15 protein-coding genes are annotated in these 16,013 nt (G+C 50.0%); 5 read left to right on the top strand and 10 right to left on the bottom strand.

Going from position 1 to position 16,013, the window contains the following annotated elements; translation table 11 throughout:
- Positions 1-2 precede the first annotated feature (2 nt).
- Complete coding sequence (locus tag DPQ64_RS18495; protein ID WP_157971546.1) at positions 3-1,388, top strand: ParB N-terminal domain-containing protein; 1,386 nt, start codon at positions 3-5, stop codon at positions 1,386-1,388.
- Positions 1,389-1,394: 6 nt separating this feature from the next.
- On the top strand, positions 1,395-2,225 hold the full coding sequence (locus DPQ64_RS01230) for an HNH endonuclease (protein ID WP_115862539.1): 831 nt from the start codon (positions 1,395-1,397) through the stop codon (positions 2,223-2,225).
- Between the two features lie 80 nt (positions 2,226-2,305).
- Here the strand turns inward: DPQ64_RS01230 and DPQ64_RS01225 are convergent, their stop codons facing one another.
- The 10 genes from DPQ64_RS01225 to DPQ64_RS01195 form a co-directional block, all read right to left on the bottom strand.
- Positions 2,306-3,538: an MBL fold metallo-hydrolase gene (locus DPQ64_RS01225; protein WP_115862538.1), complete on the bottom strand. Its 1,233-nt coding sequence runs from the start codon at positions 3,536-3,538 to the stop codon at positions 2,306-2,308.
- 112 nt (positions 3,539-3,650) lie between these two features.
- Positions 3,651-3,950: a hypothetical protein gene (locus tag DPQ64_RS01220; RefSeq protein ID WP_115862537.1), complete on the bottom strand. Its 300-nt coding sequence runs from the start codon at positions 3,948-3,950 to the stop codon at positions 3,651-3,653.
- Positions 3,951-3,988: 38 nt separating this feature from the next.
- Positions 3,989-4,333, bottom strand: a complete 345-nt coding sequence (locus DPQ64_RS18490) for a hypothetical protein (RefSeq protein WP_157971545.1) — start codon at positions 4,331-4,333, stop codon at positions 3,989-3,991.
- The gene (locus DPQ64_RS18485; protein ID WP_157971544.1) at positions 4,333-4,704 is read right to left on the bottom strand and encodes a hypothetical protein; all 372 of its coding nucleotides are present in this window, start codon (positions 4,702-4,704) and stop codon (positions 4,333-4,335) included. Before DPQ64_RS18485 ends, DPQ64_RS18490 begins: the two co-directional genes overlap by 1 nt.
- A gap of 361 nt (positions 4,705-5,065) precedes the next feature.
- A complete protein-coding gene (locus DPQ64_RS01215) occupies positions 5,066-6,544 on the bottom strand; it encodes a pentapeptide repeat-containing protein (protein ID WP_157971543.1) in 1,479 nt (492 codons plus the stop codon).
- 133 nt (positions 6,545-6,677) lie between these two features.
- Positions 6,678-7,061, bottom strand: coding sequence for a DUF7344 domain-containing protein (locus DPQ64_RS18480; protein WP_157971542.1), 384 nt, complete (start codon positions 7,059-7,061; stop codon positions 6,678-6,680).
- A 245-nt stretch (positions 7,062-7,306) separates the two neighbouring features.
- On the bottom strand, positions 7,307-8,464 hold the full coding sequence (locus DPQ64_RS01210) for a BREX system ATP-binding domain-containing protein (protein WP_115862535.1): 1,158 nt from the start codon (positions 8,462-8,464) through the stop codon (positions 7,307-7,309).
- The gene (locus DPQ64_RS01205; RefSeq protein WP_115862534.1) at positions 8,464-9,360 is read right to left on the bottom strand and encodes a hypothetical protein; all 897 of its coding nucleotides are present in this window, start codon (positions 9,358-9,360) and stop codon (positions 8,464-8,466) included. Before DPQ64_RS01205 ends, DPQ64_RS01210 begins: the two co-directional genes overlap by 1 nt.
- Positions 9,357-10,391, bottom strand: a complete 1,035-nt coding sequence (locus DPQ64_RS01200) for a tRNA-guanine transglycosylase (protein WP_115862533.1) — start codon at positions 10,389-10,391, stop codon at positions 9,357-9,359. Before DPQ64_RS01200 ends, DPQ64_RS01205 begins: the two co-directional genes overlap by 4 nt.
- 97 nt (positions 10,392-10,488) lie before the next feature.
- Positions 10,489-13,392, bottom strand: a complete 2,904-nt coding sequence (locus DPQ64_RS01195) for a DUF6884 domain-containing protein (protein WP_115862532.1) — start codon at positions 13,390-13,392, stop codon at positions 10,489-10,491.
- Between the two features lie 240 nt (positions 13,393-13,632).
- Between DPQ64_RS01195 and DPQ64_RS01190 the strand changes: the two genes are divergently transcribed.
- The 3 genes from DPQ64_RS01190 to DPQ64_RS01180 all read left to right on the top strand — a co-directional run bounded on the left by DPQ64_RS01190 (position 13,633) and on the right by DPQ64_RS01180 (position 15,798).
- Positions 13,633-14,538: an endonuclease/exonuclease/phosphatase family protein gene (locus DPQ64_RS01190; RefSeq protein WP_115862531.1), complete on the top strand. Its 906-nt coding sequence runs from the start codon at positions 13,633-13,635 to the stop codon at positions 14,536-14,538.
- Between the two features lie 385 nt (positions 14,539-14,923).
- On the top strand, positions 14,924-15,277 hold the full coding sequence (locus tag DPQ64_RS01185) for a DUF7344 domain-containing protein (RefSeq protein ID WP_115862530.1): 354 nt from the start codon (positions 14,924-14,926) through the stop codon (positions 15,275-15,277).
- Positions 15,278-15,510: 233 nt separating this feature from the next.
- Positions 15,511-15,798: a hypothetical protein gene (locus tag DPQ64_RS01180; RefSeq protein WP_232820448.1), complete on the top strand. Its 288-nt coding sequence runs from the start codon at positions 15,511-15,513 to the stop codon at positions 15,796-15,798.
- Positions 15,799-16,013 lie beyond the last annotated feature (215 nt).

Raw genomic sequence — 16,013 nt, 5'->3', positions numbered from 1 at the left:
GTATGGAATTTCAGTACCAAGGAATGAAAGTTCAGCAGAAACCGGACGCTCCATCGTTATATATGCTACAGGTTCCTGCTGAAGAATTGCTAGATTGGGCTGATGTACCCAGAAAAAAGGCAGATTTCATGGCTGGATACCAGCGAGAATTAAGCAGTCGCCATAAGAAGATCAAAGATTTCCTTGAATTGGATGAAAATAACGTCATTCCGGGTGCACTTCTTGTTGCAGTCGGTGATGACGCTATCACAGTAGATGAAGACGGGAACATAGTTGATGTTGAAATTTCGTATGAAGAGCGTGATCTAGACACACTTATTGAAGATACCTACCAGTCATTTTATTCGCGTCTTGATGAAGATGAACAGGAATTCGTCGATCAAGACGAGAGTGACGGGGACGACCCTGAAGAAGAGGACCGTTCTATCCCATCCTCATATCTAGCAGAACTAACAAAAGAGTTGAAACGAGCTAATGAGAATTTTGAAGAATTACCAGAAGAAAGGCAGGAAGCAGTTCGAGACTATGTAACAGGGGTTTCACGCCCTGGCCGAATTCTTGACGGTCAGCACCGTGTATTCGGAGCAAAAGAGATTGCTGATTTCGATGTCAAATTCCCCGTTGTCTTGATGCCGGGAATGAGTGAGAGCGAACAAGTTTTCCACTTTTATGTAGTCAATAATAAGGCTAGACCGTTAAAAAAGACTGAACTCCGGGCGACAGTAAGCACCTCACTTACAAATGCGGAAATTGAGGATTTGTATGAGCGATTCCGGGATGCCGGTGTGCGTGCCGAAGAAGCCCAATTGACGTTTAGAATGCACAGAAATCCAGACTCTCCTTTTGCAAATCTCATCGACTTTGGGCTTGAAGACAGTCAAGGTGTAATTGATGAGAATGTTGCTCATCAAGTCGTTATGGACTTTGTGAAAATGGGATCAAAGTTCCGTCCATTATATGCTGACGTAGACGATTGGGACCCCGACCCAGAATTCGACTATAGATTGAAAACCTTCTATGCCTTCTGGCGGGCTATTAAAGAAGTCTATCAAGATGCATGGGAAGAAGCAGTTGAAGAGGGTGAAGGACAGATTTTGCAAAAAGTCACTCTACTACAACTACAAGAATTGGTGCTTGAGCGCCTAAAGCCCCTGAATAGATTGTACACTGATGAGCTTGGGAAGGATCAACTATTCGCCAATCATGAGAATTTGGAAGGTGCAGTAGAGAACACCCTTGAAGACCTGCCAGAGGAGTTCTTCACGAGAGAGTGGCAGATGAGTGGATTAGATACGAGTGATGGTCATGACCTATTTAAAGAACAGATGGAAAAAGCAATGTCTGGTGCTCAAATCGGGAAACTGAAACTTTTCAGAGATACTAATTAGGTGTCTATGAAATCTTCTCTCGATGCCTTGCTGTATCGGGTTTTGCTCGGTGACCCTGATCTAGGAGACGATTTTAATGAAGAGTACCAAGAATATGCGGTGAAAAGAGCAGCTGAATTGATTGATGCTCATAATGATCTTAAGTCCATTCAGAAATACGAGGTTCGACTTCGGTTAGCAGGACATCTGTGCCCAAGAGAGGCTTTCAATCACGACCCACAGAGTAGGAAATCTCGCCACCGTATCATAAAAGAATACTTGGAGGATTCATTTAGCTTCGAAGAAGATGATGCTGATGAATTAAGTAGGGAATTATCAAAAACACTTGACGTGTGGGAGGAAGGACGGAAATCGGTAACTAGCTTTAAAAATCGACTCCTAAAGAAGCAGAATAACCAATGTGCACACTGCCACGTAGACTTTTCATCTGAGCCACGAACATCTGATGAAAGAGATATGTATAAGCCATATCATCCAAAAACAGAACTCCGACATACCCCAGAAGTTGATCACATTGAGCCTGTATCGACGTTTGGAACTAACAAAATGGATAACTTACAGGTTCTTTGTCGCCTTTGTAATCATGGAAAGGGTGATGGTCTTGGCGTTGATGTCAGTTCTGAAATTGATAATGCTGGAAAATCTGTCAAGGAAGTCTCATGGAAACACCGAGCAAGGATATTCTACCAAGTAGTAAAGCGACACTCAAGAACGTGCCAAATATGTGGGTCAAGCGATGCTGAGTTGACTATTCGTCGTATTAACCCAAAAGGTGCATATGTGCGGTCAAATCTTATCCCAGTTTGTGTGAGTTGTGTTGATTGGAATGACGCGTAGATTCTGAAGTGGCCACTAGAATTTGTGGCTCTGACCAATAGAGACGCCCATATGAATCAGTATTGGCAATTTCGACTCAATTAAATACTATGCAAAGACCCAAGCTTAGGAGCCGAGGCTTCAAACCCATCTGCTCTAAGTTCAGAGGCAAATGTCTCACACTTGTCTCCGTGATTCACTAGAACCGAGCTATCTAGATACGATCCCAGGAAATTCAAAAGGCCATTTCGATCAGCGTGTGCAGAGAAGTCATATTGTTCGACTTGAGCACTAACAGGCATCACCCGGCCGTCAAGCTCGGCACTCCCGGTTTCAAGTAAATCGCGACCGGGTGTCCCTTCGACCTGATAGCCTGTCATAGTGATTTTGTTCATTGGATTCGCCCGGATTTCCGGGATATAGGTCATGGCGGGGCCACCAGACAGCATTCCACTGGTGGTGATGATCGCTGCCTTCTGTTCAGTTATCCGCTTTCGCTGACCGTTACGTCCGGTGACGAACCGTGCGTGGGATTTTGCTCGTCGAAATGCATCTGCGTCGCAAAGGAACTCGGGATACTGCTGAAGCATCTCGGTTACCCGCTTCCCCATCCCGTCGACGTAACAAGGGATGTCGTAGGCATCACAGATGAGCATTATCTCTTGCGTTCGTCCGATCGCAAAAGCGGGGACGACGACCGTGCCACCCTCCCATAGCGTCGTCTCGACGCTCTCAGCGAATCGCTCCTCCACCACGGATCGGTCCTCATGCTCGACATCGGAGTAGGTGCTCTCGCAAATGACGACGTCAGCTTCGGGTCGTGCGGTCGTCCCTGAAACCAAGCGTTGATCATCAGTATGGAAATCTCCCGTGTAGAGTAGCCGTGTATCCCCATCGTCAACGAGCACGTGAGCGCTCCCTGGGATGTGTCCTGCATTGTAGAATGTTACGTCATAGCCAGCCGCTTCGAAGGTTTCCTGATACCCGTGCGTTTTCGACACCTGCGTAACTCGCTTGAGATCGTTCTCAGTGAACGGGCAGTTGTATGATCCCCCGTGTAGCTTGAGTGTATCCCGCGCGAGCGTCAGCGTCAGCTCGTACGTCGGGGGTGTCCAATGAATCAGCGGCCGTTCGTCACCGGAAAGCAGGGACGGTATCGTACCAACATGATCGAGATGCCCGTGCGAAACAACGACTGCATCCGGATTCGGTGTTTGCACCGGAAACTGAGGAGGATTGTCCGTCAACATCCCAAAATCGAGCAGAAGAGAATCGTCCACGAGAATGGCGCTTCGGCCGATCTCGCGTGCTCCGCCAAGAAACTGAATATCCATTATCGGATTTATACTCGCCAACCGCTTTTCTTCGTCGATTTACCCGAAGCTATCTGTAGAGGTAGCCAACATCAGTAAAACGGATTTACAGAAGCTTCTCAGGTAGCAGTAATCAAGGGCGGTGTTCGAACTCTAAGGACTCGCCCAGCTGTGGCGTTTCACTTTGGTTTTCATCGCCCTCGTCATACTCGAGAGTACGATCGACGAGGAGCATATCTTCCTGTGCAGCAAGCTTTAGCACCGGAGAGATGTCTGGTATCTGTTCGCGGGGATCAGCAGACCAGCGAATGACTACAGTTGGATCTTCAAACAGTTCGTCAAGTGGTCGCTCGTAATCTGACAGAGGGTTCCCGACCACTTCGAATCGGTCAAATACGTTATCGATGGTGGAAGCAAAATCCTTGAAACTCATGCTGGGTCGTATTCTAGTGGCAGAGAAGTTCACTGGGGTCAGTAGAGCACATCTGGTTCAGAAACGTCTGAGAATACTGAACCCCCACTCTGCCGGAGAGCGGTGATCGCATCGTCTGTCAGATCAGCCTCTGATACGACAATAGCGCCGTACAGCATGTCATTTGCATTGTCGAGAGCGTCACAGCCGTCATTCCGGAAAATAGATTCGGGATAATGGACAGGACCGAGCTTGATCACCGATTTCGACCCCTGTTTGTGACGACTTGCACTGCCATGCCGCGTTCCGAGGAGAACGACCGGATTGTCGATGTGGACTCCAAACTCATCAACATCAAGATGAATGTCGGAAAGTTCGTAGAGTCCGACGGGCGTTCCGAGCATTAGATACCTCCGAAATGCTGTTCGTAGACCTCGTCGACGGCTTCAGCCATTTGGAGATACGCTTCGTGATGTTCGCCCGGACCAATCCTGTTGTACCCTGCATCGGTCTCGATGGCTCCCGTTGAGTCCAGAACCGGCAAGTAAATATCCAGCATCAGACCTTCCAGGATCGACACGCTAACATCCGCGTCATACTCTTGGTCACGGAGCGTTGCACGAGTGAGTTCTTTGAGAGATACTGATCCATCAGCGTCTGCAAGAACCCGGAGAATGATACGATGTTCAGGGTCCCCTAGTATGGAGTGAATTTTCGTCTTTCGAGGTTTGTGCTGTCGATCGTCGAGTGAAGCCGATTGTGTAGTTTGTGTCATAGTCTGGCGGTTGCAGTGGATGTCGAATTTCGAAAATCCACTGCTGCTTCAGGTCGTTAGTGAAACGGAGTAGCATTAACAGCGACTCCCACAGTCCTTACTCGGCGTATTAGAGCCTCTGTCTGCAACACGACACAAAATACAATAATTCAAAAACTGGTCCCGCCCACAGGGTGCGTAGAGAAATGTACCATGGAAACCAACCAACTGTGCCGAAACCGTCGGGTTTCTCAGAGTGGAACCTGTGCAGGTCATCAGATTTAACCCCAACAGGTGATCGTACAGCCCTACCCACAATAATTAGAATTAATAAGAGTTATAATTGCAGTCCATACAGTAAAGTATTATGCTGAAATTGATTCTATCGGGCCGTCCTACGGCCAAATACAAAAACAAGGAGCGCCAGTAGAATGGCTCCAGCCGATGTTTCGGCAATCGTAAACAATTGACCTAACGTACCCATAGGCCGAAAATCACCAAATCCTAGTGCAGTAAATGTGAGTGTGCTATAATAGATACTATCCCAAATCACTCTGGGGTTACTGAGAGCATTTTTCCAAAAGATTGGCTGCCCAAGTGTTCCCTGTGATTCTACGGGATGAATCCAACCTCCCATCAAATATATGATAGAAAACAGCAATATTATTGCCCCAGACCAGCCAACTATCCGCGAAAAGTGTTCTCCGTAGCCGAACAACATTCGTTGGAGAGACTGAAACCAATAACCTAGTCTGTCTCCTTCTTTTTTAAGGCGGTGTCGATAGACACTTTGCCTTAGGATGTAGAACCGTCGTTGCCAATTGGGCAGGGCATTTGCTGTGGCGAGTTGTTCAAATTGGCGGTACACTGCCCCTGCTCGGGCTTCGGTTGAGATACTATCTGTCTGATCAAAGTCGGTTGGTCGATCAATGATAATGTTCGGATCGTATACGCATCGATAAGAGTCATTGCCTACAGGACCCCAAATATACGTGTGTAGCTTTTTTCTCCAACTACCGTCAGGCTCTACCTCCGAAAGAGAAACATTCTCAAAAGTACCTTCATTTACTTGGGAATCGCCGAATATGGCCCCATATAGCCTAGATAGTTCAAACTCAACATCAAACAAGTTCGCTCGGTTGAAGATGGCTAATTCTGCATTTGCATGAGAGAAATCAGCTTCTCGAAGAGATGCATCTGTGAAATCAGCACCTGAGACGTTAGCCTCGGAAAAATCTGCTTTCTTAAATGCGACTCCTTCAAAATCAGATTCACTAAAATCACCCTTGCTAAATGTGCATTCATTCATACTCGCGTCAGAAAAGTCACTCTCTGAGCCAGTAGAGACATCAAATTTAGTATACCAGAATTCAGACTCTTGAAAGTTTGCTTTCGTCATTCTCGCTGAGGTGAAATCGGAGTGTTCAAATTTTGCACCCTCAAATTCTGCCCTAAATAGATCGGCATCTTCGAAATTTCTCGCCCCTAAGTTTGTGCTTTTAAAATCAGAGTCGCGAAGGGAGCAATCAGCGAATGAAAACGCATCTATGTTAGGGCCATAGACCTCAAGCGCATTATCAAGTTGACCAATAGCTAAATCCATACCTCGAACAATAGCGCCATCAAGACGTTCACTACAGTTAGAATTCAGACGCCGAATGTCATCCGGAGAACGTGATCTGCTTAGTGTTTCTATGTTTTTATGCGTAGTATTTCGAGGATCTGCATGCCAAGGACATCGGTTAGTATCTGGAAGCGTTCTTCTAAAGCAACAATTTTGCCCAATAGTTGGGTTGTATTTTTGCCCGTCGAAATCCTCGGGCCAAGTGTATTTACATCGTTCTGACTGTAAATCAGACACACTACTCGGGAGGGGACATTCTGATATGAAAGTTCCGGCCAAAATGACACAACTCCAATTTATGTCATCCGTCTACACTTACCACGAATTTCGAGGCCTTCTAAAACAAAGGAAGCAGTTTTCAATTCTGCTACTATACTCGAGGGTCGTTGCGAACTAACAGTTCTACTGCTGCGCCAAATTCTGGTCCGGGGCGAATCATGTTGTCTTCGAAGTCGACAACGTCATGCTCAGAGAGGCGGGGAAGATGACGTCGACGGAGAGTCTGTCGGACATCATCGTAATCAGGATCCTGTTCAGTTTGTTCATCGATATGATCCCGAAGATTCAGCGCAAGTTGTCGGAGTGACATCTCTCTGTTCGGTGCAGCTAGAACCTGCCGTACGACATGTTGACGGCGGGAATTAGTCCACAGCTTGGCTTTTTCAGCGATGACCGCGGCACTGTTATCGATATACCGTTGGTCCTTGCCAAGCGGACCGGTCCTGTTTTGTTCATTTTCGCCATCAGAGGTCATAGGACCCCTCCTGCTTGGAGTTCTTTTGATAACGGTACGTCCGACTTCGAGCGTAGGATTCAGGTTTGGTGCTTACGTATCGAGTCATGCGGTCGAACTGGTCTGACCGCACCGAGGTTGGAGCACCCACGAGTCAGCGTGGGCCGCTCGCCTCTTTCGAGACGAGTGTTCCTCGACGCGGTTCAAGATGGCTTGAGGGACAGAAACCCCATAACTAGTGGGATGTTCGTTCAGTAGACCACATTTCACATCGATTCTTGGACGAACTCGGGTGTGACTAACTCTCGGTTTTCCTCAATAGCAGAATCCAGCACGCGGCTACAGATAGCCAAGGCCTGACGAACGTTACCCTGTGAACGTTGTAGAATCACGTCCAACGCTTCATCAGTAAACGGGTCTATCGAAGAATCTTCGTTCGCCCCATTGCGTTCTCGGCTGAGGTAGTCTGCTACCAGCTCGTTCAGATGCTCGTTCGTGAGCGGTTTCAGGGCAACCTCCTCTCCGATTCTCTCACTGAAGGCATGATACTCACTCATGACGTCTTGCCAGACTTCGGGGGCACAGCCAAACAACATACACAGCCCGGAACTATTCTGGTCCATCAGGTGTCGAATACTGTTGAGCGTAGCCTGCTCGTTTTTTGGGCTGAGACGTGCGATGCTCTCGAACTCATCGACGAAAACAAATACGCCAGTGTAACCGAGTTCGAGTAGCATATTCTTGAAAGCGGTAAACGCCCGGACGCCCATCGTATCGTCATCAAGTGCGCTGTGGATCTCCATCTCCTTGCGCTGCTCATACCGGATGCCCTCTGCGGTCAACCACTGCCAAGCATAGAGATTGGTGTCTTCGTACACCATATGTACGATCGCACGAGCAAAGTCGGCAAAATGGGTCACATCGCTTAACCGTCGAACTGCCTCCGGGACGATCTCAGAGAGAAGGACATCTCCTTCATCGATGAGCGATTTCATTGCGCTCGCGCTAATTGGATTTGCATCCGTGACGTCACGAGCAACCGAGGCGAGGTACTCGTAGGCCAATTCTTGGACTCGATTGAAACCTAGGTCGTACACGAACTCATGATAGATGTCGAGAAAGCCCTCTCCCGGTTGAGCAACGTACCCAACGACGACATCGTCCCGGTCCCGTAACAGTGAGCGGGTATATTTGAGTGTATGCGACTTTCCGTTGCCGTATTTCCCAGTGATAACGAGATGCTTGGACTTTCCAGTCGAAAGCATCGTGGAGACTGTGGAGCTAATCTTTTCGGAGACGTGTTGTTGACCACAGTATATTTCGGGGTCTTCTGCGGGAACCGGGCTGTACGGAAACGGATTGGCCTCGAGACCGTACTGTGAGTAATCTTGCTGTTCGTCTGAAATTTCGAATGCGTCGGACATTATGTATTCTCCTGGTGGAACGTGACGTCGCGGTCGTGGACCGCGAGGTAGTAGTATTGTTTGTCGTACAATTCGACGCCAGACATCACCTGCTGTGTTGATTGCGATGTGGAGACCAACGTTCCCTCATCTGCCACGGAAATCCGCTTGATCCCGAGAGTAGAATCTTTAGCCTCCGTATCCATCGGAGCCCCCGAAAGCTCGAGTTTGCCGACGTTTTGCTGGCAGAGAGCGACTAGTGCCTCGTCGAAACCCGCACGTGAACATCCAATTCGTTCACAGACTTCCTCCCGAAGTTGCGGTATCGACAGATAGCGCTGTCGCAAATCTACGCCTGCTGTCTGTTCGAGGTGGTCATAAGCGTCAAGCACCACGAAAGGGAAGTTGTCCGGAATGCTGGATTGGCTGGTCAAATAGTAGCTCCCAGTGAAGGCATTCCGCTGAACGCGGCCTAATCGTTCGGCCCAGTCACCGACGACCTCTATGCCGGTCTGATTGAAGGAATAGGGTGTATACTTCTGGTCTTCTTCCAGGCTCTCCAGAAGGGTATCGAGGTCTGTCGGTTCGAGCTGCTCCAGAACCTCGAGAAATGTTCCGTAGTGAGGGCTACGAGTCGCGAGGATTGAACTCACTTGCTGCCAGTTCTCATCCCGAATCGCCTCTAAGAAGGCTTCGCCGATAGCGGTGGTCCCGTAATAGGAATCGTCATCTGATTCGCGTTCGTCCAGCAGATCGATTCGTTTCGCTTCCAGAACCGTTTCTCGTGCTCGTCGATGACTTACATCGAGGGCGGTCTCGAGATCCTCTGTCGTTTTCTCGTCGTCTTCACAGGCATGTGTGAGTTCGACCAAACGACTCAGTGTGACTGGACGGATCGTCGCTCGTTCGTCACTCATGTGAGCCTCCTCACTTGCTGTTTTGCGGTCTCATAGGCCCGCCTAGTAACTTCGTTGCCCTGAAAGCGAAGATCGAGATAATTCTCGACGTCCCGATCAGACTCAGCTATGTATTTGAATCGCCGAAGCTCCGTTGCAAGCGCCCAGAGATTATGCTGAGTGAGCGCGGTTCGATCTTCCCGGATGTCTTCTAAGCTCCGTTGCCCACAGATCGGACAAGGGCAAGGCAACCGATCTAAGTCCTCGATGTTGTGGAGCTCTTCCCCTCCAAAACCAGGTATCAGGTAGTTACGATTGCCGGCACTTCTGATGAACGCCGACGAGTCGAAACTATCGACACCGAGATAAAGTAAAAGTGGTTGATACACTAATCCGCCGAGACCATAGACGTGTAGATGTTTCTCCGTCGCATTTCTTGCAGCAAGTACCAACTTTGTTACCTTTTTGTAATCTGTCCGGATCGGCACCATGCTCCCGAGTGCATATCCATCAAAATCTCCGCGGTTCTCCAGGTACTGGATATTGTTCCGAATCGTTTCTGGATCGTACCCATGAACGCTCGCAAAGAGTAGAGCATCGCCAGTATGGAGATCACTCGCATCGAGAGCAAACTCGATGCTTCGATCGATACGCCGTTGATTCTCTGCTGCACGGTTTTCTCTGGACAAAGGGATGTCAATTGTCCCGTGTATGTCGCTGTCCAATTTCCGTTGAGTTTTGATCGTCTTTTCCGGCGTAGTGTCGATCTCCTGTTCCGAAAAATCGAATCCACCGCTATCAGCGAAGATGATGGTGTCTTCTGGAACGTCCATCTCTTCGCGGAGAGTCACACCATTCGTTAGCCGATTCCACATCGGGTCCCGGTTCCGTATCGATCGAGCGTTAATCATCGCCGCGGAAAACTCCGGGATAGTGCCGACGTACTTGGGAGTGTTGTCACTCGACCGTTTTCCCACGTTCCGAACCGGGAAGAGAACTGGTGTATCCAGTTCTCCGTGGGGAAGATCGAGTTTCCGTTGTCTGTACAGCATCCCTCCCGCTCGGATATGCTGTTATCTTACTTAGATAATGGGGCGATAGAGGATCAGAAGAGGTGAAGTATAGAGGTCCGCCTTAGTAATTTCTCGTCTAATACTTCTCGAAGGCCATCTGAGTAGGTTCCTCTTCTACACGACGACAGAGGCCCTCAATCGCTTCAGGTTCCAGTGATTCGACACTGTCTATACGGTGTGCGAAATTCTTCATATAGTGTCCTTTCAACCCTACTACGATTGTGCCGTGGTTTTTCGCGTCTTCTGTGCGGGCAGGCACTGACACGATATTATCGAACTGGTCGTCGACGAGTTCCCGGTTGAAGACGACTCCAATACGGTCAGAACGAACGTTCTGGACCATATTATCGATGTCAATGCTGGTGTAGTAATCCTTCCCGAGAGTGAAGAAGACTACATCGTAGTCTGACTCGTTCAGCACCTGCTCTAAGTCGGCCTGAATGCTGAGTTGTTTAGATCGCTCCCTGATGTCGGCAACGCCCATCGAGCTGAACGTCACTTCGTATGGCGGCAACGGTTCGTCCTCGGAAACGAGGCCGAAGCCTGCACTTATGAAGTACCGCTTGACATCGTGACCTTCTCCTTTGAGCCGTCTAACCGCTTCCTTCACGAACTCCTGCTGTCGGCCCGTGTAGAGATCCTTGGCGTTGATTGCGGGAACATTATCGCGCTCCAAGAGCTCTTCTCTCGAGAATTGGAGCGTCTCTTCATCATCGAAGACAGGTGCACCTTCCGGGAAGTCCTTTGAACCAGAGCATTGGTCGATGACCAGAATGTCGAGTCCATCCTTGACGTTGATTTCGGGTGGGTGAGGCAGGAAGTCATCCCCAGCTATGTAATTCTCTCCGCACGCTTCCAAAGCATTCTGGCGCAGTTTCGATGGATCTTGGAACGTCTGGATTGTGCAGTTGCTTTCCTCCACGGCATCTACGATGTGCTCGTCGATTTCTCCGTCAGGTGTGTGAAGGAACACCTTCTGGTATCGCTCTGCTTGCTGACCAAGGTTTTCAGCCATGCGACTCCGGGCAAGCGAAACACCGGTGGGGGTTTCGTCCCACCACTCTCGTACACCGCCGGCATCCAAAACGCCAACTTCGGCAACTGGGAGATCATGCACCTGCTGCCAGAAGTCAGGATGCTCGGCTCGCAGGTAGTCCTCGATGGTTTCGTAGCCGTTCAGAGATGCCGTTCCTCGAGTTCCGATGAGGATTTTCGGTAGCTCGTCGGTGAACTCGTCGTAGAACCGTCGGGTGTTATGGAATCCACGTCGACGGTTGCGGTCGTTACCACGGAAGATACAGACCTCGATACTGTTCTCGGTACAGATCGAGCAATCGCACTTCTCCCAAGGTCGGTTTTGCAGTGTACGCTGGTACTCTTCTAAGAGGTCTTCGTCGCCGATCCACGTCGCGTAATCGCGAACGACGGTCCAAATCGCGTCATAAGTAGTTTCAGGATCGTCGTTTTCAAGGATGGTAGTCATACGCGGGAAAGGCTCGAACTCCTGCTGTGCGACGGTTAGTAGATCAGAATACTCTTCGAAGCTAACCGGGTCCTCGGGATCGTCTTTCCGAAGAAGCTTGACCAGCTTTCCTCGAAGATTGTCGCTGAAACTCGCCTGGAGCTCTCGGGCGTACTCGAAATCGTCTCTAAAAGCGGTTTCAACTTCTTGGAGTAGCGACGCGTCGTATTGCTCGTCGTGACGGTGTTCACGCAGATATTCTCGAGTGGCCGGAAGGACCTTTTCTGCTTTCTTCTGCCACTCGTAGAGGGCATCAACGATAGATTCTCCAGAATCGTAGGCTCTCAAGGCTACTAACGTCTCGCGGCCGCGAAGGGACTTTTCTACGGCCTCGGCAAGAGAATCACGGTTAGATGGGTAACGGACTCGAATCGCGTCGTATCGCTCGTCATTGTCAAGCCGATAGTTCTGCCCTCCGGTCCATGCCGAACGGAGCATACTCGCACTATCGAAACTGGTCATCCCCGATCGACCGACCGTCTCGAATCCTTCACTCTTCGCAAACCCGAAGACGTGCGAGTCAATGCGAGTGTTATTCTCGCGTTCAAACTCCTTTACAGTCTTTCCGACGCCCTTCACGATTTGCCTGACGTCGTGGATGGGACTGCCAGCGACGCCACCGATACCGAGATAATTGTATCCAATGTCGAGCACTTCTTCCGTGGCCTCGATATACGTCTCGGGGTTCCAGCCCTGGATCGCTACCATTAGCCGGAATGGGTAGTTACCTCGGTGGTACAGGTCGTACATCTCCTGAGCGTTCCGGAGAGTAAGCTCGTAGCGGAATGCCGCGTCATCCTCTCGGTACACCGCTCTGGGATCACGAGCCAATCGCGCAAGTACCGTATCGACGTCACCCTCGAAGTCTTCTGGAGCAAAGGCCTCAACCTCCTTCTTCGATTGAGTACAGATGGACGGTTCGTACTCCTCAACGTAAGTAGGCCATTCGTTGGGCCACTCGTCGACCATCAAATCGACGACGTCAGTCAGTGCGTCTGGGATGTCACTCTTCTTGAAATCGGCATGGAAGGCGCGTTCGTCGAGGTACAGTCGACCCTTGTCTTTCCCCGAACCCAAAACGAGGTGATCGATAGTAACGCCGACTGTGACTTCCAGCGTTTCGTAGAAGTCGAGCATCTCGGCGTTCCCGTACGGAGGGAACGGGAGAGACTTGTAGCCCCAAGCGCCGCAGTCGCTGATCGTCGGAAGCCATTCTGGAACGGACAACACCGGATCATCGTAGACCCCGTACTCGGCGAGACGATCCGCCTTGCGAGTCGTCTCTTCAACCTGCTCACGCGAAATTAGCACGCCGTCAATCGGGGTTGTGTCGCGCTCAAAAATATCCCAGATGTAATCTAAATCCCGCTCCTGACGGTCGAGAGTAGAGAGTTCGTCGTGTCGGAAATCGTAATGGGAATCGACCGCGTCGTCCCACTCAGGAACGTAAAACCTCACAGATTCTATTCACCGTCTTACGCTAAGTTGGTACCTCCTTATGAATCTCCCTTTCCGCTTCGTCGAAGTGTAGTTCCGGAACGAATGAAAATATTATCACGATAGGACGTACTCGAGTCCAAGGTGGCTTTTCCTGGTACAGTTGGAATTTCAACAGGTGATAGCGGTTGTGCTGGAATACAGCGCACGTATCTCACGCGCTGGGGTTAGATTATAATTCTGGAACCAGACATAGACGATATGGAGGTTTTTTCGTGGAACGTACAGGGTGCATTTCCGCCGGCCGGATCACCTGACCGAATTGACAATCAGATTCAGTTCATCGTGGAGAGTGCCGACTGTCCCGATCTTCTGATGCTCAACGAGGTGACGACTAACCGGCGCGAACTCTGGTATAACAAACTGGAGAGCATTGCCGGGTATACGGAAATTGTAGATACCTTGGATTGGAGTCGTAAACTTGGAGAGCTTGACGTGCCCCCCTTCCAAGATTTCAACGGAGTAAACGGGAATCTCATTGCGATACATGAGGACAGTGCTCTGGAAGACCTCAGTAGACAGACGCCAAGTATCAGTGACCCACCGTTTGGTGACGCTACCCGCAAGCACTGGGATACAAATTTCCCTGAGAAGATTCTCAACGCAGAGGCTAATTTCGGAGACACAACGATTGACCTCTGGAACGTACGGACTGTGCCTGGGAATATGTTCGGAGAGGAGAAGATCAAAATTCTGGAGAACGTATACAATCGCATTCTTGCGAAAGAGACCGGGCCCCGAATACTCGCAGGGGACTTCAACGCTCCCAAGGCTGAGACCGAGGACGGTGAGGTGATTCCGTGGCGAAGCGAGAAGGACGATGCACTATCGGAGCGATGGCAGGCCGCAGAGTGCAACATCCTGACAGGATTAGAGGATGTTGGGATGGTAGATGTCTTTCGAACGATCCACGGCTACAGCGATCTCGATACACTGGACATTAGTCATCCCACGGGTGACCGTGATACTCTGACTGGGAAACGATTCGATCATGTAATCGCATCAGAGAGCCTGAATCCTGGGGACTGCTATTACGACGGTGATGGGCTCGAATACAGTGATCACGCTCCGCTTATTGCCCGATTCTCGCCTGACTTCTCCACCTGAGACTGGAAACCATAGTGAGGATAGCCTCTCTATCTTGTACGCCGTTATTCGCAGGTATCAGATACGCTAAGCGATCTTTCCTCTGCATGCAGCATACTATTTCTCTCAACTGAGGTGGGTTTCGACAGAATCAGGTTTCTCCGAGAGAGGCGAATCTCGAAGCTTGTTTTGTTGCCCACTGAGCCGATTTACCCACGGTTAAGACGGTTCTCGCCCTACCCGTTCTTGACGCGCGGTGGTCCACAGAAGTGGGCCCGGTGCTGAGACACCGAACCCGCGCTGTCTGGAGCAGACAGCATGTACATAGTCGAGGACGATTCGCAAAAGTCCGACGATGGAATAGTAGACGCAACTATCGCATTGCCCTCAACGGAGGTGGAAAAGAATGGCAGCTACGAGTGACGTCGACACCAGATCGGCTCAGGTTCACGAACTCCTCGGCAACGAACGGCGTAATCTGCTCATTCGGTACCTCTCTCTGTTCGAGGAGAACGCCTCCGTAACAGTCCGTCATATCGCGAGGGTCATTCGAGGGATAGAGACCGGCACGCCGCCTACGCAGGTTAGTACAGGCGATTACGAATCAGCCTACAACGGACTGATCCAAACGCACCTTCCGAAACTCAGCGCGAGGGGCTTGATTGAGTACGATGAATCCGCGAAAGAGATAGTGGTAACCCCCCGTCTCCAGAGGTACGCATCGATCTCTGTGCTCGCTCAACTCGCCATCTCGGTCTAAGGTCACCTCTTCAGAATAAAGTCAGTCACCAGTCTATGCGGCCAATATCTTTATTTCTTGACCGCGTTTGGTTCAGTGGACGACGGCCTACCGCGTAGTGGGATGCGTGGTATGCTCTGGAATTACGTCGTCCCCACCTGGGAAGCTTGGGAGTTGCCATCCTCCATCGGTGGCACGAACTTCCCTTTTGAAATAGTGACACAGCGCCGCCAAAGTAGCCGGTATTAATTTGTGTGAACGCAGAACACTCGACCATGCCAAGAATATCTCAGTCAACCACGCTGGAACAAGTTGAACACATTCTCGGGAGTGGATCTGGGATCCTTGATTTTGCAGTTGAGGGAGAGAATGACTACTACACGTGGGAGGATGGTGAAGATGCGAATTGGAAGATAGAGGACGTTGACTGCGTCAAAAACGTTGAAGAAGATCGATTCATCATGTTTCCTGAAGGAGATTCATTCACGTGTGAGATCGAAACCGAAGAGGATAAGAGTCGAGTTCGCTGCTGGTGCGAATGACCGGTTTTGTACGAGTTGACTCTGGTGAACCACTGAGCAGCGGCGACTTTCGGTAGAAAATCCCATCGCGCAAGGCGTCACGCTGGAACGCTCTTTAATGCAACTTCGAAGGATCCGTGTTAGCGTGCTAATTGGACGGGTTCACAAAGACTCCAAGACACTAGAACCTGATACGGTATGGCGACCCTCCTGAACCTACGAGTTACTAATAGCAG

The organism is Halorussus litoreus, assembly GCF_003382685.1.
Lineage (GTDB): Archaea > Halobacteriota > Halobacteria > Halobacteriales > Haladaptataceae > Halorussus > Halorussus litoreus.
Note: the sequence above shows the minus strand (reverse complement) of the source record. Positions and strands in the feature narration are given on the sequence as shown.